The 14,617-nt window shown below is 61.0% G+C and carries 21 protein-coding genes; 10 read left to right on the top strand and 11 right to left on the bottom strand.

The genetic code is table 11. The annotated features are described in order from the left end of the window. Positions 1-6: 6 nt before the first annotated feature. The 6 genes from B2J77_RS16575 to B2J77_RS16600 all read right to left on the bottom strand — a co-directional run bounded on the left by B2J77_RS16575 (position 7) and on the right by B2J77_RS16600 (position 3,414). On the bottom strand, positions 7-246 hold the full coding sequence (locus B2J77_RS16575; RefSeq protein ID WP_058637508.1) for a BolA family protein: 240 nt from the start codon (positions 244-246) through the stop codon (positions 7-9). A 117-nt stretch (positions 247-363) separates the two neighbouring features. Continuing rightward, complete coding sequence (locus B2J77_RS16580; protein ID WP_058637507.1) at positions 364-669, bottom strand: STAS domain-containing protein; 306 nt, start codon at positions 667-669, stop codon at positions 364-366. Continuing rightward, a complete protein-coding gene (locus tag B2J77_RS16585) occupies positions 666-1,313 on the bottom strand; it encodes an MlaC/ttg2D family ABC transporter substrate-binding protein (protein WP_058637506.1) in 648 nt (215 codons plus the stop codon). Before B2J77_RS16585 ends, B2J77_RS16580 begins: the two co-directional genes overlap by 4 nt. Before the next feature lie 9 nt (positions 1,314-1,322). Next, positions 1,323-1,808, bottom strand: coding sequence for an outer membrane lipid asymmetry maintenance protein MlaD (gene mlaD, locus B2J77_RS16590; RefSeq protein ID WP_023533426.1), 486 nt, complete (start codon positions 1,806-1,808; stop codon positions 1,323-1,325). Then, positions 1,808-2,605: a lipid asymmetry maintenance ABC transporter permease subunit MlaE gene (mlaE, locus tag B2J77_RS16595; protein WP_058604415.1), complete on the bottom strand. Its 798-nt coding sequence runs from the start codon at positions 2,603-2,605 to the stop codon at positions 1,808-1,810. Before mlaE ends, mlaD begins: the two co-directional genes overlap by 1 nt. Then, positions 2,605-3,414: an ATP-binding cassette domain-containing protein gene (locus B2J77_RS16600; protein ID WP_023533446.1), complete on the bottom strand. Its 810-nt coding sequence runs from the start codon at positions 3,412-3,414 to the stop codon at positions 2,605-2,607. The genes mlaE and B2J77_RS16600 overlap by 1 nt, the downstream gene beginning before the upstream one ends. Positions 3,415-3,661: 247 nt before the next feature. Here B2J77_RS16600 and B2J77_RS16605 point away from each other — a divergent pair, with 247 nt between their 5' ends. The 10 genes from B2J77_RS16605 (at position 3,662) to B2J77_RS16650 (ending at position 10,675) form a co-directional block, all read left to right on the top strand. Beyond that, positions 3,662-4,636, top strand: coding sequence for a KpsF/GutQ family sugar-phosphate isomerase (locus B2J77_RS16605; protein ID WP_058637505.1), 975 nt, complete (start codon positions 3,662-3,664; stop codon positions 4,634-4,636). Between the two features lie 11 nt (positions 4,637-4,647). After that, positions 4,648-5,172: a KdsC family phosphatase gene (locus tag B2J77_RS16610; RefSeq protein WP_078479049.1), complete on the top strand. Its 525-nt coding sequence runs from the start codon at positions 4,648-4,650 to the stop codon at positions 5,170-5,172. Positions 5,173-5,180: 8 nt separating this feature from the next. Then, a complete protein-coding gene (lptC, locus tag B2J77_RS16615) occupies positions 5,181-5,753 on the top strand; it encodes an LPS export ABC transporter periplasmic protein LptC (protein ID WP_078479050.1) in 573 nt (190 codons plus the stop codon). Then, a complete protein-coding gene (gene lptA, locus B2J77_RS16620; protein ID WP_078479051.1) occupies positions 5,740-6,264 on the top strand; it encodes a lipopolysaccharide transport periplasmic protein LptA in 525 nt (174 codons plus the stop codon). The genes lptC and lptA overlap by 14 nt, the downstream gene beginning before the upstream one ends. After that, the gene (gene lptB / locus B2J77_RS16625; protein WP_058604413.1) at positions 6,265-6,990 is read left to right on the top strand and encodes an LPS export ABC transporter ATP-binding protein; all 726 of its coding nucleotides are present in this window, start codon (positions 6,265-6,267) and stop codon (positions 6,988-6,990) included. Between the two features lie 175 nt (positions 6,991-7,165). Continuing rightward, positions 7,166-8,659, top strand: coding sequence for an RNA polymerase factor sigma-54 (locus B2J77_RS16630; RefSeq protein ID WP_058637503.1), 1,494 nt, complete (start codon positions 7,166-7,168; stop codon positions 8,657-8,659). Between the two features lie 81 nt (positions 8,660-8,740). Next, entirely contained in the window at positions 8,741-9,049 is a 309-nt protein-coding gene (gene hpf, locus B2J77_RS16635) for a ribosome hibernation-promoting factor, HPF/YfiA family (protein ID WP_058604411.1), read from the top strand. 12 nt (positions 9,050-9,061) lie between these two features. Then, positions 9,062-9,526, top strand: a complete 465-nt coding sequence (gene ptsN / locus B2J77_RS16640; protein WP_027913742.1) for a PTS IIA-like nitrogen regulatory protein PtsN — start codon at positions 9,062-9,064, stop codon at positions 9,524-9,526. A gap of 2 nt (positions 9,527-9,528) precedes the next feature. Beyond that, on the top strand, positions 9,529-10,383 hold the full coding sequence (gene rapZ / locus B2J77_RS16645; RefSeq protein ID WP_058637502.1) for an RNase adapter RapZ: 855 nt from the start codon (positions 9,529-9,531) through the stop codon (positions 10,381-10,383). Positions 10,384-10,402: 19 nt separating this feature from the next. Continuing rightward, a complete protein-coding gene (locus B2J77_RS16650; protein ID WP_078479052.1) occupies positions 10,403-10,675 on the top strand; it encodes an HPr family phosphocarrier protein in 273 nt (90 codons plus the stop codon). 85 nt (positions 10,676-10,760) lie between these two features. Here B2J77_RS16650 and B2J77_RS16655 read toward each other — a convergent pair whose 3' ends face one another. Genes B2J77_RS16655 through B2J77_RS16675 form a run of 5 tightly spaced genes read right to left on the bottom strand, consistent with a single transcriptional unit; the run spans position 10,761 to position 14,499 of the window. After that, the gene (locus B2J77_RS16655) at positions 10,761-11,648 is read right to left on the bottom strand and encodes a ZIP family metal transporter (RefSeq protein WP_078479449.1); all 888 of its coding nucleotides are present in this window, start codon (positions 11,646-11,648) and stop codon (positions 10,761-10,763) included. 11 nt (positions 11,649-11,659) lie between these two features. Further along, positions 11,660-12,271, bottom strand: coding sequence for a superoxide dismutase (locus B2J77_RS16660; RefSeq protein ID WP_078479053.1), 612 nt, complete (start codon positions 12,269-12,271; stop codon positions 11,660-11,662). A gap of 1 nt (position 12,272) precedes the next feature. Beyond that, complete coding sequence (locus tag B2J77_RS16665) at positions 12,273-12,701, bottom strand: hypothetical protein (RefSeq protein WP_078479054.1); 429 nt, start codon at positions 12,699-12,701, stop codon at positions 12,273-12,275. Positions 12,702-12,728: 27 nt separating this feature from the next. Then, a complete protein-coding gene (locus B2J77_RS16670; RefSeq protein ID WP_078479055.1) occupies positions 12,729-14,105 on the bottom strand; it encodes a class II fumarate hydratase in 1,377 nt (458 codons plus the stop codon). Next, on the bottom strand, positions 14,080-14,499 hold the full coding sequence (locus tag B2J77_RS16675; protein ID WP_058637550.1) for a hypothetical protein: 420 nt from the start codon (positions 14,497-14,499) through the stop codon (positions 14,080-14,082). The genes B2J77_RS16670 and B2J77_RS16675 overlap by 26 nt, the downstream gene beginning before the upstream one ends. Positions 14,500-14,617: the final 118 nt, after the last annotated feature.

Consider the following 14,617-nt stretch of genomic DNA (forward strand, 5'->3'; position numbering starts at 1 on the left):
TGTGGCTCAGGTGCGCTCAGCCCAAGCTGCGCTGCTGAAAAATTTCATGGTTACCGCATGAATGCTGCCATCGGCGATCCATGGATTGAGGTGGGCGTAGATCGCCTGCTGACGCTTGACCGGGCTAAGGCCAGCCAGCTCGTCGCTGATCACGTTCAACTGGAAGTTGCAGCCTTCGCCTTCAACTTCGACCCGGGAACCCGGCAATTTTTCTTCAAGGAAGCTTTTAACTTCTAGGGCCTGCATGCTCAACCTCAATCGGCGCCCGATGCGCACGGGTCGGCCATCATACAAAAAAGCCCCTCGCCTGCGAAGCCCAACGAAGGGGTTCACTGACCGAGGGGCGATTCTACCGCTAGCGCTTCAGCTCGCCAGCACCTCGTCGAGGTCATAAACCTGGGCGATGTCGCGCATGTCATCAGGCATGCCACGCACCTGGCAACGCTTGCCAGCGGCCTGGGCGTCGCGCAGGAAAGCCAGTAACAGCGACAGACCCACGCTCGTGGAGCGCTCCACAGCCGTGCAGTCGATGATCAACTGCGCGTCACCGCTGGCCTTGATCAGCGCCTGGCCCTGCTTGCGCAGCGCAGGGCCACTGCGGTAGTCCAGCACGCCGGCCAGGCGCAGTACGCCAGGCTCGGTCATGCTTGCGGTGGCGGCCTGGCTCATTTGACAGCCTTTTCCGGCGAGCTGTCGGCGCTCTGCTTGGCCTTGGCCACTTCACCGGCCCAGCCGTCGATGGTCTTGTCCAAGTCGTTGCCGTTGCGCTGCATGGCATCGGCGAACTGGTCACGGAACAGCTTGCCGATGTTGATGCCGTTGACAATCACATTGCGGACCTTCCACTCGCCAGCGATGTTCTGCAACGTGTACTGCACCGGGTATACCGCGCCGTTGTTGCCGGTGACCTTCATGCCAACACTGGCACGCTTGCCATCATCGGCCTTGGTCGGGTCGACCACGATTCCTTCGTTGTTGTATTCGAGCAGGGCATTGCCGTAGAACTGCAGCAGGCTGCGCTTGAAGTTTTCCTGGAAACGCTGCATCTGCTCAGGCGTGGCCTTGCGCGAATACTTGACGGTCATGATGCTCCTGGAGATACCGTCGGCATCGACCACCGGACCGAGAATCCGATTGAGCGACTCGTAGAACGCATTGGGGTTGGCCTTGTACTGCTGCTTGTTGGCCTTCAGATCAGTCAACAGCTCGTTGGTGGTGCTCTGGATTACATCGTGGGGCGATTGTGCCGCCACGGCCAGCAAGGGGAAAGCCGCCAGCAGAACCAGCAGGCCACGTCGCAGAATCGATATCATGGAAACTCCTCAGTTGTCCGGTTGCGCGTCTCTGGGTTCCTTGCCAACGGAGTTGAGCAGGAACTTGCCAATCAGGTCTTCGAGTACCAGCGACGACTGGGTGTCGTGAATGGTCGCACCCTCCTTGAGTACGTCTTCCTCACCGCCCACGCTGATACCGATGTATTTCTCGCCAAGCAGCCCGGCCGTCAGGATCGACGCCGTGGAGTCGGTCGGCAGGTTATCCACCGACTTGTCCAGTTGCAGCGTCACCCGACCGGTGTACGAATCACGGTCCAGGTCGATGGCGGTGACCTTGCCGATGGTAACCCCGGCCATGGTCACCTTGGCTCTGACAGTCAAACCGGCGATGTTGTCGAAGTAGGCATAGACTTTGTACGTATCGGTGGCCGGGCTGGCCGATAGGCCACTGACACGCAGGGCCAGCATCAGCAACGCCAGAATGCCGGCCAGGAGGAACAGGCCGACACCGATTTCCAGGGTGCGGTTTTGCATCAGAAATCTCCAAACATCAAAGCGGTCAGAATAAAGTCCAGACCCAGTACAGCCAGCGAGGCATAGACCACGGTCTTGGTAGTGGCACGGCTGATCCCTTCAGAAGTGGGCTCGCAGTCGTACCCTTGGAACACGGCAATCCAGGTAGTAACGAAGGCGAACACCAGGCTCTTGATAAGCCCGTTGAGCACATCGTCGGTGAAGGAGACACTGTTCTGCATGTTGGCCCAGAAAGACCCCTCGTAGACGCCCAGCCAGTCGACCGCCACCCACGAGCCACCCCAGATACCGACCACGCTGAAGATCAGCGCCAGCAACGGCAGCGAGATGAACCCTGCCCATAGGCGCGGCGCAACAATGTATTTGAGGGGGTCGACGCCGATCATCTCGAGGCTGGAAAGCTGCTCGGTCGACTTCATGTTGCCGATCTCGGCCGTCAGAGCAGAACCGGCCCGGCCTGCGAACAGCAAGGCGGTAACGACCGGGCCCAGTTCGCGCAGCAGGGTCAGGGCGACCATCTGCCCTACTGCCTGCTCGGAGCCGTACTTTGTAAGGATGCTGTAGCCCTGCAGGGCCAGCACCATGCCGATGAACATGCCCGAGACCACCACGATGGCCAAGGACAGCACACCCACCGAATACAGTTGGCGAGTGAGCAACTGAAAGCCGCCGCCGATGCCGCCGCGCCCAACCAGCGCATGGAACAGAAACAGGCAGGACCGCCCCAGCACCGCCAGCACGTCAATGGCCGAGCGCCCCAGCAGGCGCACACGTTCAAGAATGGATTTCTGACGCATCAGCGCGCCCCCAGCAGGTCGGCGCGGTAATCGGGCGCAGGGAAGTGGAACGGCACGGGGCCATCGGGATCGCCTTTCATGAACTGGCGAATGCGCGGGTTATCCGAACCCATCAATTCGTCCGGGGTACCTTGCCCCAGCACCTGGCCATCGCCCACCACATAGATGTAGTCGGCGATGCTGGCAGTTTCTGCCAGGTCATGGGACACCACGATGCTGGTAATGCCCAGGGCATCGTTGAGCAGGCGGATCAGGCGCACCAGCACACCCATGGCGATCGGGTCCTGGCCCACGAAGGGCTCGTCGTACATGAGGATCTGCGGGTCCAGTGCGATGGCCCGGGCCAGGGCCACGCGCCGCTTCATGCCGCCGGACAGTTCGTCCGGCATCAGGTCGATGGCGCCGCGCAAGCCTACTGCCTGCAGTTTCATCAGCACGATGTCGCGAATCATCTCGTCTGGCAGTTGGGTGTGCACGCGCAGGGGGAACGCCACGTTCTCGAAGACATCGAGGTCGGTGAACAGGGCGCCGCTCTGGAACAGCACGCCCATCTGCTTGCGTGCATCGAACAGGTCACTGCGTGAAAGCGCCGGCAGGTTCTGCCCGGCCACCCACACTTCCCCGCTTGCAGGGCGCAGTTGCGCACCCATCAGACGAAGCAACGTGGTCTTGCCGCAACCCGATGGCCCCATGATGCCGGTGACCTTGCCGCGTGGGATACGGATGTCGACATTGTTGAAAATGCTGCGTGAACCGCGTTTGAAGGTAACCCCCTTCAACTCGACCGCGCAGGCGCTATCCACACTCATCTAGACTCCTTGCTAGTGCAGCCCTGTCCTAGTGGACGCCAGCCTTCATCGGGAAGGCACACGCCCCGGGCCAGGCCGAATAGCCGCGAACTATAACACCGCTCTGAACGCCGCCCCAAGGCCGTACCGCCCGCTGTTCAGCTAGTCGACAGCGTTTGGGGATATTGCCTACGACAATCGAAAGCGTGAGGGTTTCAATCATTACCGCTATAATCGCCGCCTTTTTATCAGACACTGCTTTTTCGACATGAGCCAATCCAGCGAGCTGATCCAATCCGCCCAGCGCACCCTGCGCCTGGAACTCGAGGCCGTCACGGCCCTGATCGAGCGTATCGGCGACGACTTCGTCAAGGCCTGCGAGCTGATCCTGGCCAGCAAGGGCCGGGTCGTGGTGGTCGGCATGGGCAAGTCCGGGCATATCGGCAACAAGATCGCCGCCACCCTGGCCAGCACCGGCACGCCAGCCTTCTTCGTGCACCCGGCCGAAGCCAGTCACGGCGACATGGGCATGATCACCCGCGACGACGTGATTCTCGCGCTGTCGAACTCCGGCAGCACTGCCGAAATCATCACCTTGCTACCACTGATCAAGCGCCTGGGCATCAAGCTGGTGAGCCTGACCGGCAACCCGGCCTCTTCCCTGGCCCAGGCCGCCGACGTCAACCTTGACGCCAGCGTCGCCCAGGAAGCCTGCCCGCTGAACCTGGCACCCACATCCTCTACTACCGCCTCGCTGGTACTGGGGGATGCCCTTGCCATCGCCCTGCTCGAAGCACGCGGGTTCACGGCCGAAGACTTTGCGTTCTCGCACCCCGGCGGTGCACTGGGACGCAGGCTGCTGCTAAAGGTCGAGAACGTGATGCATGCCGGCGACGACCTGCCCAGGGTCACGCGCGGCACGCTGCTCAAGGACGCCCTGCTTGAAATGTCCCGCAAAGGCCTGGGCATGACCGTGATCATCGAAAACGATGGCACCCTGGCCGGCGTCTTCACCGACGGCGACCTGCGCCGCAGCCTGGACCGCAACATCGATGTGCGCACCGCCTTGATCGAGGAGGTGATGACGGTACACGGCAAGACTGCGCGGGCTGAAATGCTGGCTGCCGAGGCACTGAAAATCATGGAAGACAACAAGATTGGCGCATTGGTGGTGGTGGACGCCCACGACCGCCCCACCGGCGCCCTGAACATGCACGATCTGCTGCGCGCTGGCGTACTGTGAGGAGCTCCACGATGAATCAGGATCTGATACAACGCGCCAAGACCGTCAAACTGGCGGTCTTCGACGTCGATGGCGTGCTCACCGACGGGCGCCTCTATTTTCTTGAGGACGGCAGCGAGTTCAAGACCTTCAATACCCTCGACGGGCATGGCATCAAGATGCTGATGGCATCAGGCGTCACCACCGCGATCATCAGCGGACGCAAGACACCGGTCGTCGAGCGCAGGGCGAAGAACCTGGGTATCGCGCATCTGTATCAGGGGCGCGAGGACAAACTCGTGGTGCTCGACGGCCTGCTCGCCGAGCTGGGCCTGAGCTATGATCAGGTGGCCTATCTTGGCGACGACCTGCCGGACTTGCCGGTCATTCGTCGCGTGGCACTGGGCATGGCCGTGGCCAATGCGGCGCCGTTCGTGCGCGAACACGCTCATGGCGTGACCCAGGCCCGCGGTGGCGAAGGTGCCGCGCGCGAATTCTGCGAACTCATCATGCAGGCCCAGGGCACCCTGGATGCTGCCAACGCCAACTACCTTTAAGGTTGCCCATGTTCAGCAAGAAAGCCAGAAACATCGTGCTGCTCGGGGTCATTGCGGCCCTGCTGGTGGCCGTCGGCTACTGGAACGTCAGCCCGGAGAGTTTCCTGGAGAAGCCAGTCGCCCAGGTCGACGAAAGCGCCATCGACTACTACGCCATCAACGCCCACAGCGTCCAGTTTCTGCCCGATGGCAGGCTCCAGTACGAAATGACCGCCGACAAAGTCGAACATCTCAAGGCCAGCGAGGTCACGATGTTGACCACGCCGGACTTGCACCTGTACCGCGGCACGGCGTTCCCGTGGCATGTACAAAGCACCCGCGCCGAGGTCAACCCCGATGGCAGCGAGGTCGAGTTGATCGACAATGTGCGCGTTGCCCGCACTGACGAACAGAAGCGTGAGACCATCATCACCAGCTCGCGCATGACCGTGTTCCCGCAGAAGCAATATGCGCAGACCGAGCAAGCCGTTAGAATCGACGGCGCCGGTGGGACGACCACGGGCAAAGGAATGAAAGCGTACCTGAAAGAAGGCAGGATGGACCTGCTCTCTAACGTAAGAGGACAGTATGAGGCTCGTTAAAACCCTCCCCCTTTTGCTCAGCCTGAGCGCAGCACTGGGAAGCGCGAGCGCCCTCGCCCTGCCGAACGACCGTGACCAGCCGATTCGCATCCAGGCCGACAATGCGCACCTGGACGACAAGAAAGGCGTGGCCACCTACACCGGTGACGTGATCATCACCCAGGGCTCGATGATGATCAAAGGCAACACCGTGACCATCACTCGCACGAACGGTGGCGATATCGACGTGGTTACTTCGGTGGGCAACCTGGCCTACTTCGAGCAGCAACAAAGCGCGTCCAAGGCGGACAAGATGAAAGGCTGGGGCGTTACCATCCAGTACCAGGCCCAGAGAGACCTGGTGGTACTTACCGACCGAGCCAAGGTGGAGAACGAAGGCAACACCACCGAAGGCGAGAAAATCGTCTACAACACCCAGACACAAGTGGCCACTGCCGGTCGGGGTGGCAACGTAACCACGCCGCGTCAGCGCATCGACATGGTGATCCAGCCCAAGAAGAAGGCCGAGTAAATGGCAACCCTCAAAGCCCAGCACCTGGCCAAGAGCTACAAGGGCCGCCAGGTCGTGCGAGACGTCAGCCTGTCGATCGACAGCGGTCAGATCGTCGGCCTGCTCGGCCCCAACGGCGCCGGCAAGACCACGTGCTTCTACATGATCGTCGGCCTGGTTCAGGCCGATCAGGGTCGCGTGCTGATCGACAGCCTCGATGTCAGCCACCAGCCCATGCACGGTCGCGCCCAGGCCGGTATCGGCTATCTTCCGCAGGAAGCGTCGATCTTCCGCAAGCTGACTGTGGCCGACAACATCAAGGCGATCCTGGAAACCCGCAAGGACCTCGACCGCGAGGGCCAGCGCCAGGCGCTCGAAAGTCTGCTCCAGGAATTCCACATCACCCACATTCGCGACAACCTGGGCATGAGCCTGTCCGGTGGTGAGCGCCGACGGGTCGAGATTGCGCGGGCATTGGCAACCGCGCCAAAATTCATTCTGCTCGACGAGCCCTTCGCAGGCGTAGACCCGATTTCGGTCGGCGATATCAAGCAGATCATTCATCACCTCAAGGCCAAGGGCATCGGTGTGCTGATCACGGACCACAACGTGCGTGAAACGCTCGATATCTGTGAAACGGCCTACATCGTCAACGACGGTCGCCTGATCGCCGAGGGCGATGCCCAGACCATCCTGGCCAATGACCTGGTGAAAGAAGTTTACCTGGGGCACGAGTTCAGGCTTTGATCAAGACGCGCGCCTTGGGCACGGACAAAGACGCCCACAAGTTGGGCCAAGTTGTTACAGTGCTCTAGGCAAACGCTACAATTTAAGGCATAAATCTTGCTTGAAATGGCGCCCCGGCGCCCTCGTGTAGTGGAAGGCGCATGTGCGCCGGCGAACAAGGTACAAAGCATCTGCCATGAAACCATCGCTCGTCCTAAAAATGGGCCAGCAACTGACGATGACACCGCAGTTGCAACAGGCCATCCGCCTGCTCCAGCTTTCCACCCTGGACCTTCAGCAGGAAATCCAGGAAGCCCTGGAGTCCAATCCGATGCTCGAGCGCCAGGAAGACGGCGACGACTTCGACAACACCGACCCCATGGCGGATAACGCCGAGAACAAACCCACCAGCGACGTTCAGGACAACAGCTTCCAGGAAACCACTGCCAGCGCCGAGAACCTCGAGGACGGCGAGTGGAACGAACGCATTCCCAACGAGCTTCCCGTCGACACCGCCTGGGAAGACATCTACCAGACAAGCGCCAGCAGCCTGCCGAGCAATGACGACGACGAGTGGGATTTCACTACCCGCACTTCGGCTGGGGAGAGCTTGCAAAGCCACCTGCTGTGGCAGTTGAACCTTGCCCCGATGTCCGACACCGACCGCCTCATTGCAGTCACCTTGATCGACAGCATCAACAACCAGGGCTACCTGGAAGACAGCCTGGACGAGATTTGTGCAGGGTTTGACCCCGAGCTCGACATCGAGCTGGACGAAGTCGAGGCAGTGCTGCACCGCATCCAGCAATTCGAACCTGCCGGTGTGGGCGCCCGTACGCTGGGCGAATGCCTGTTGCTACAACTGCGCCAGCTGCCGGCCAGCACCCCGTGGATGACCGAGGCCATGCGCCTGGTCAGCGACTTCATCGATCTGCTGGGAAGCCGCGACTACAGCCAGCTCATGCGCCGCATGAAACTCAAGGAAGACGAGCTGCGCCAGGTCATCGAACTGGTGCAGAGCCTTAACCCTCGCCCAGGGTCGCAAATCGAGTCCAGCGAGCCCGAGTACGTGGTGCCGGATGTGATCGTGCGCAAGGACAGCGAGCGATGGCTGGTGGAACTGAACCAGGAGGCGGTGCCACGTCTGCGCGTGAACGCGCAATACGCCGGGTTCGTGCGCCGCGCCGACACCAGTGCCGACAACACCTTCATGCGCAACCAGCTGCAGGAAGCCCGCTGGTTCATCAAGAGCCTGCAAAGTCGTAACGAAACCTTGATGAAGGTGGCTACGCAGATCGTCGAGCACCAGCGCGGCTTCCTGGACCACGGCGACGAGGCGATGAAGCCGCTGGTGCTGCATGACATCGCAGAAGCCGTGGGCATGCACGAATCGACCATTTCCCGGGTCACCACCCAGAAGTACATGCACACGCCGCGTGGCATCTACGAGCTGAAATACTTTTTCTCGAGCCACGTCAGCACCTCCGAGGGCGGTGAATGCTCGTCCACGGCGATCCGCGCGATCATCAAGAAACTGGTTGCGGCGGAAAATCAGAAAAAGCCATTGAGTGACAGCAAGATCGCTGGTTTACTGGAGGCACAAGGCATCCAGGTCGCCCGTCGCACCGTCGCCAAGTACCGCGAGTCCCTGGGTATCGCACCCTCGAGCGAGCGCAAGCGATTGATGTAGCCCCTGAGATGTGCCACCGCGTTTGTGTGGCAGGTGCAACACCTGCCTCTTTGATGCACGGGCAACAAAAGGAGAAGCTGTATGCAAGTCAATATCAGTGGACAGCATGTAGAAGTCACCCAGCCAATGCGCGATTACGTGCTCGAAAAGCTCGCCCGCGTGGAGAGTCACTTCGACAAGATCACTAACGTGCAGGTCATCATGAAAGTCGAGAAGCTGCAGCAGAAGGTCGAAGCGACCTTGCAGATTCCTGGCGGTGAAGTGGTAGCCAACGCCGAACACGAAGACATGTATGCAGCGATCGACGCCTTGGCCGACAAGCTCGACCGCCAACTGAAAAAACACAAGGAAAAACAGCAAAGCCTGCTGCAAGGTGCAGCAGCCCGCTGATCCCCCTCATCCATGATCCGACTTGAAACCATCCTGACCCCCGGCCGTTCCCTCGTGAACGTGCCGGGCGGCAGCAAGAAGCGCGCCCTTGAAAAGGTCGCCACCCTGATTGCCGATCAAGTGCCTGAACTTGAAATGCAAGACGTCTTCGAAAAACTGGTGGCCCGCGAAAAGTTGGGCTCTACCGGTTTCGGTAATGGCATCGCCATTCCCCATTGCCGCCTTGAAGGGTGCTCCTCACCGGTCAGCGCCCTTCTGCACCTCGACGCGCCTATTGATTATGACGCGATCGATGGCGCGCCCGTGGACCTGCTTTTCGTTCTGCTGGTTCCGGTTGCGGCCACCGACGCCCATCTTGAACTGCTGCGCCAGATAGCCAGCATGCTCGATCGCAAGGACGTTCGTGATCGCTTGCGTGCAGCCCAGAGCAGCGAGGCCTTGTTCCAGGTCGTCCTGGACGTGCAGAACGAGCATTGAACATGCGCTTGATCATCGTCAGTGGCCGGTCCGGCTCCGGTAAGAGCACGGCCCTCGATGTCCTTGAAGACAACGGATTCTACTGCATCGACAACCTGCCCGCCGGGTTGCTGCCGCAGTTGGCGGAAAGCGCGTTGCTCAACACCGAGTTGCCGCAGCCCAAGGTTGCCGTATCGATTGACGCGCGTAACCTGCCGAGCCATTTGTCGCGTTTTCCCGAACTGCTTGAACAAGCGCGTGCCCGTCACATCCAGTGCGACGTGCTGTACCTCGATGCCGACGAAGACACGTTGCTCAAGCGCTTCTCCGAAACCCGCCGGCGCCACCCGTTGACCAATGCTGATCGCTCACTGGCCGAGGCGATCCGCGTCGAACGGGATTTGCTGGGGCCGATCGCCGATCTGGCCGACCTCAAGATCGATACCACCCGCCTGAATCTCTATCAGTTGCGCGACTCGATCAAGCTACGCCTGTTGGACAAGCCAGAGCCGGGTACGGCTTTTCTAGTGGAGTCATTCGGCTTCAAGCGGGGTATGCCGGTCGATGCCGACCTGGTGTTCGACGTGCGTTGCCTGCCCAACCCCTACTGGAAGCCAGAGCTGCGCGGGCACTCCGGCCTTGAACAGCCCGTGATTGATTACCTCGCCGCCCAGCCGGACGTCGAAGAGATGTTCACCGACATTTCCAGCTACCTGCTCAAGTGGCTGCCACGGTTCGCCGCCAGCAACCGTGCCTATGTCACCATCGCCATCGGATGCACTGGCGGCCATCATCGCTCGGTGTACCTCACCGAACGGCTGGGCCAGTTGCTCCAGCAATCTTTGAAAAACGTCCAGGTTCGCCACCGCGACCTCTAGCCCAAGGATCCGCCAGCTCATGCCCGCCCGCGAAATCACCATCATCAACAAACTGGGTCTGCATGCCCGGGCGGCAGCCAAATTCGTCGGGGTGGCCGGTCGCTTTCCCTGCCAGGTCAAGGTGGGTCGTGCACCGGACAAGCTGGTCGATGGCAAGAGCATCATGGGGGTCATGATGCTGGCGGCGGGCAAAGGCACTCAGGTCTACCTGCATACCGAAGGCGAGCAGGACAGTGAAGCCATGGAGGCACTGGTCGAGTTGATCAACAACTACTTCGACGAGGGGGAGTGAACCCTCAGCACGGCCAGCACGCGTTTCCATCGACCGTCGCCAAGTGCGCCACCCTCCTCCTTGCGCCCGCAGTCTCACGGGCGCTTCAGGACAGCGCAGTATCCATCACCATCATCAAGCAGAAACCGATGCACAGCCCCAGGCTGGCCAGGCGGTGATTACCGTGGCTGCGTGATTCGGGGATGATTTCCTGGGTCACGACCAGCAGCATCGCACCTGCAGCGCAGGCGAGGCCCAGCGGCAAGAGCAGTTGCGCCACATTCACAAGCCAGGCGCAGATAACGGCCGCCACTGGCTCCACCAGACCGGAGGCGGCGCCGATGAGAAAGGCCTTGAAGCGTGACATGCCTGCGCCGGCAAGTACCAGCGCAATGACCAGCCCCTCCGGTACATCCTGCAAGGCGATGCCCATTGCCAGGCTATCAGCGTCTGCCATGCCCCCGCCCGCTGATACGCCTATGGCCATGCCCTCTGGAATGTTGTGGGCGATGATGGCGAAAACGAACAGCCACATGCGCGAGGCGATGACCGGTTCGCCAGAGGTCAGCCCTGAGGGTGAGCCTGCCGAGAGTTTCAAGTCCACCAGATAAAGGCACAGCGCACCTGTCAACAGGCCCGCGCTGATGAGGGCGCCGGCTCCCCATGCACCAAAGCCGATTGCCTGAGCGGCCTCCAGCCCAGGCACCAGCAGCGAGAAGGCCGTGGCCGCCAGCATGACGCCAGCACCAAAGCCCAACAGGGTGTCCGCCAGCGCCACGGGCATGGTGCGAACTACCAGTACGGGGACCGCACCCAGGGCCGTCCCCAATGCGCATAGCGCGCCGCCCTCCAACGCCCGCAACATACGTGGGTCCAGGTCGAGCCAGGCAAGTGCGCGCGCCACCAGCAACGCGGTGCCGGCCAGCAGCAACAGGGTGCCAAGCGCCAGCCTGAACAAGCGCACGCTGTTGACGGACATCACTTCGGGGCGCATGCCTGCCTGGCTCATTTCATGGCATCGAGGTAGCGGCGGTTCACTTGCGCCCAGTCGATGACGTTGTAGAAAGCGCCAATGTACTCAGGCCGACGGTTCTGATACTTCAGGTAGTACGCGTGCTCCCAGACGTCCAGGCCGAGAATCGGCGTATGGCCGTGCATCAACGGGCTATCCTGGTTGCCGCTGCTCTCGACCACAAGGGTCTGCTGCGGTGTAACGCTGAGCCAGGCCCAGCCACTGCCGAAGCGGGTCAGAGCGGCCTTGGTGAAGGCTTCCTTGAATGCCTCGAAGCCACCCAATTGTGTCTCGATGGCACGGGCTGCCTCGCCCTGGGGTTCACCTCCACCACGGGGGGACATCACCGTCCAGAACAGACTGTGGTTGGCATGTCCGCCGCCATGGTTGATCACGGCGCCTCGCATCTTTTCAGGTAACTGCTCGACCGCCGCCACCAGTTTTTCCACAGGCCAGTCGGCCCATTCGCTGTTCTCGACCGCTGCGTTGAGGCCATTGACGTACGTCTGGTGATGCTTGGTGTGATGGATTTCCATGGTCTGCGTGTCGATGTGCGGTTCCAGCGCATCGTAGGCATAGGGCAGTGCAGGCAATGCATGGGGCATGTCAATGGACTCCGTGGGCAGGTTGAAGTGAACAGGCGCTGTGCCGATTGAGCAGGTGCTCGGTGCGCGGGTACTGGCCATGTTCGGCGATGAAACTCAACAACTCGGTATAGGTGCGGGCGCTGTGGCGCAGTGCTGCATCACGCAGCGCCCGTGGCAGGCACACGTCCTGACTGGCCTGTAATAGCCGTTGGTGCACGGCGCACAGGTAATCGGCGCTTTCATGAAGCTGCTGCAGGCGCAGGTGCAAGTCGGCCAGGTTGTGATGCGCAATCACCAATGAGGCCACGGCTTCATCGGCATCCTGCCAGCGCGTGAACAGCACCTGGGCCAATGCCAGGGCCTGGAGGTAGTGTTCGCGAGCGTCCACCAGCTCACCTTGCGAGAACAGGTGATTGGCGATTTGCGTGATGCGTTTCCAGTGCTGCATGACGAGCCTCCAGGGCCATTTCACCCATCAGATACCACCGGCGGTCAGCTTTTCCGGGTTCAGCAAGGCCTGCAACCGATCACGGGAAAGGTCGGTGTGTTCGAGCGCCACATCAATGATGGGGCGCCCTTGCGCGTAAGCGGCCTTGGCGATTTCGGCTGCCTTGAGGTAACCAATGATCGGGTTCAGCGCCGTGACCAGGATCGGGTTGCGCGCCAGCGCCTCGTTGAGTTTGTGTTCATTGACCTTGAATGTGGCAATGGCCTTGTCTGCCAGTAACCGGCTGGCATTGGCCATCAGTTCGATGCTTTCGAGCAGGTTACGGGCAATGACCGGCAACATGACGTTGAGCTCGAAGTTGCCGGACTGACCCGCTACCGCGATCGTTGCGTCATTGCCGATAACCTGGGCGGCGACCATGGCGGTGGCTTCAGGAATCACCGGGTTGACCTTTCCAGGCATGATCGAAGAGCCGGGTTGCAAGCCCTGCAGCTCGATTTCACCCAGGCCCGCCAATGGCCCTGAGTTCATCCAGCGCAGGTCGTTGGCGATCTTCATCAGCGCCACCGCCGTGGTCTTGAGCTGGCCGGACAGTGCAACGGCAGTGTCCTGGGAGCCGATTACCGCAAACAGATTCTGGGCAGGGCGAAACGCTACGCCAGTCAGCGCGCTGAGGTGACGGGCGAAGCCGGCGGCGAAATCAGGGTGGGCATTGATGCCGGTGCCTACGGCCGTGCCCCCTTGGGCCAGGGCCTGCAGGCTGGGCAAGGTGGCCTCGATATGCGCCTTGGCCCCGGTGACCTGCGCCGCCCAACCATCGAGCACTTGGCTCATGCGCACAGGCATGGCGTCCATCAAGTGCGTGCGGCCTGTCTTGATATACGGACGAATCTGGACCGACTTGGCTTCGATCACCTGCACGAGGTGGCTTAGCGCTGGCAGCAGTTGCTCGTGAAGCGCCAGGGCGGCGCTGACATGAATGGTGGTCGGAATGATGTCGTTGCTGCTCTGCCCGCAATTGACGTGATCATTGGGATTGATCGCCTCGCTTGAGCCCCGGCTGGCCAGCGTTGCAATCACTTCGTTGGCGTTCATGTTGGAACTGGTCCCGGAACCGGTCTGGAACACATCGACCGGGAAATGCACGCTGAAGTCTTCTGCCAGCAGTTGCTGTACCGCCGTGACGATCGCCCGGCCTTGCTGCGCGGACAACTGCTCCAGTTCGACGTTGGCGTTGGCCGCCGCTGCCTTGGCCAGCAGCAGCGCGCGTATGAACTGGCCAGGCATGCGCTGGCCACTGATGGGGAAGTTGTCGACCGCACGCTGGGTCTGCGCGCCGTACAGCGCGTCTGCCGGCACGTGCAACTCGCCCATGCTGTCACGCTCGATGCGGGTATTGGTCATCATCGGATCCTTGCATCAATTCATCGGGGGAAATCGAGGGCAGCAAACGGCAATTGGCCAGTTGCAGGGCATAGGGCTGCCAGCGTTGGTTCTGCTCCTGCCGGTCGAGGTTGCGCAGGATCAACAGTGGCCGCCAGGCTTGATCCAGGCACTGGCAGCGCCAATGCCAAGGCAACATGCGGTCGCAGGCGGTATCGAGCAGCAGGCGAAAGGACGTCAATGCCACGGTCCAGGGGGACGTTTGGGTGCAGCACACCAGGTAACGCCCTTCCGCCAGGTAATGTTCGATCAGGCGCGGCTCATCGGGCTCGAGGGCACAGCGGATCCGGCGACTGAGCCAGCGCCAGTTTTCGAGATAGGGCAGTTCGCGGAGGGCGGTAGTCATGAACATCATCATCGTGCAGCTGTGAAATGATATTCATTATTAATTGACAAATAGAATCAGTTCAACCGGTAGATGGTATTGAGTATCCGCTGATTGATTTTTTGCCGTTAATAGATAGGACCGCCGC

It is taken from the genome of Pseudomonas parafulva, from assembly GCF_002021815.1.
In the GTDB taxonomy this organism is placed as follows: domain Bacteria; phylum Pseudomonadota; class Gammaproteobacteria; order Pseudomonadales; family Pseudomonadaceae; genus Aquipseudomonas; species Aquipseudomonas parafulva_B.

Bases quoted from the DNA above. Each gene is read 5' to 3' on its own strand.
- B2J77_RS16575 (WP_058637508.1), bottom strand. From the start codon at position 246: ATGCAGGCCCTAGAAGTTAAAAGCTTCCTTGAAGAAAAATTGCCGGGT.
- B2J77_RS16580 (WP_058637507.1), bottom strand. From the start codon at position 669: ATGAGCCAGGCCGCCACCGCAAGCATGACCGAGCCTGGCGTACTGCGC.
- B2J77_RS16585 (WP_058637506.1), bottom strand. From the start codon at position 1,313: ATGATATCGATTCTGCGACGTGGCCTGCTGGTTCTGCTGGCGGCTTTC.
- mlaD (WP_023533426.1), bottom strand. From the start codon at position 1,808: ATGCAAAACCGCACCCTGGAAATCGGTGTCGGCCTGTTCCTCCTGGCC.
- mlaE (WP_058604415.1), bottom strand. From the start codon at position 2,605: ATGCGTCAGAAATCCATTCTTGAACGTGTGCGCCTGCTGGGGCGCTCG.
- B2J77_RS16600 (WP_023533446.1), bottom strand. From the start codon at position 3,414: ATGAGTGTGGATAGCGCCTGCGCGGTCGAGTTGAAGGGGGTTACCTTC.
- B2J77_RS16605 (WP_058637505.1), top strand. From the start codon at position 3,662: ATGAGCCAATCCAGCGAGCTGATCCAATCCGCCCAGCGCACCCTGCGC.
- B2J77_RS16610 (WP_078479049.1), top strand. From the start codon at position 4,648: ATGAATCAGGATCTGATACAACGCGCCAAGACCGTCAAACTGGCGGTC.
- lptC (WP_078479050.1), top strand. From the start codon at position 5,181: ATGTTCAGCAAGAAAGCCAGAAACATCGTGCTGCTCGGGGTCATTGCG.
- lptA (WP_078479051.1), top strand. From the start codon at position 5,740: ATGAGGCTCGTTAAAACCCTCCCCCTTTTGCTCAGCCTGAGCGCAGCA.
- lptB (WP_058604413.1), top strand. From the start codon at position 6,265: ATGGCAACCCTCAAAGCCCAGCACCTGGCCAAGAGCTACAAGGGCCGC.
- B2J77_RS16630 (WP_058637503.1), top strand. From the start codon at position 7,166: ATGAAACCATCGCTCGTCCTAAAAATGGGCCAGCAACTGACGATGACA.
- hpf (WP_058604411.1), top strand. From the start codon at position 8,741: ATGCAAGTCAATATCAGTGGACAGCATGTAGAAGTCACCCAGCCAATG.
- ptsN (WP_027913742.1), top strand. From the start codon at position 9,062: ATGATCCGACTTGAAACCATCCTGACCCCCGGCCGTTCCCTCGTGAAC.
- rapZ (WP_058637502.1), top strand. From the start codon at position 9,529: ATGCGCTTGATCATCGTCAGTGGCCGGTCCGGCTCCGGTAAGAGCACG.
- B2J77_RS16650 (WP_078479052.1), top strand. From the start codon at position 10,403: ATGCCCGCCCGCGAAATCACCATCATCAACAAACTGGGTCTGCATGCC.
- B2J77_RS16655 (WP_078479449.1), bottom strand. From the start codon at position 11,648: ATGCGCCCCGAAGTGATGTCCGTCAACAGCGTGCGCTTGTTCAGGCTG.
- B2J77_RS16660 (WP_078479053.1), bottom strand. From the start codon at position 12,271: ATGCCCCATGCATTGCCTGCACTGCCCTATGCCTACGATGCGCTGGAA.
- B2J77_RS16665 (WP_078479054.1), bottom strand. From the start codon at position 12,701: ATGCAGCACTGGAAACGCATCACGCAAATCGCCAATCACCTGTTCTCG.
- B2J77_RS16670 (WP_078479055.1), bottom strand. From the start codon at position 14,105: ATGACCAATACCCGCATCGAGCGTGACAGCATGGGCGAGTTGCACGTG.
- B2J77_RS16675 (WP_058637550.1), bottom strand. From the start codon at position 14,499: ATGATGTTCATGACTACCGCCCTCCGCGAACTGCCCTATCTCGAAAAC.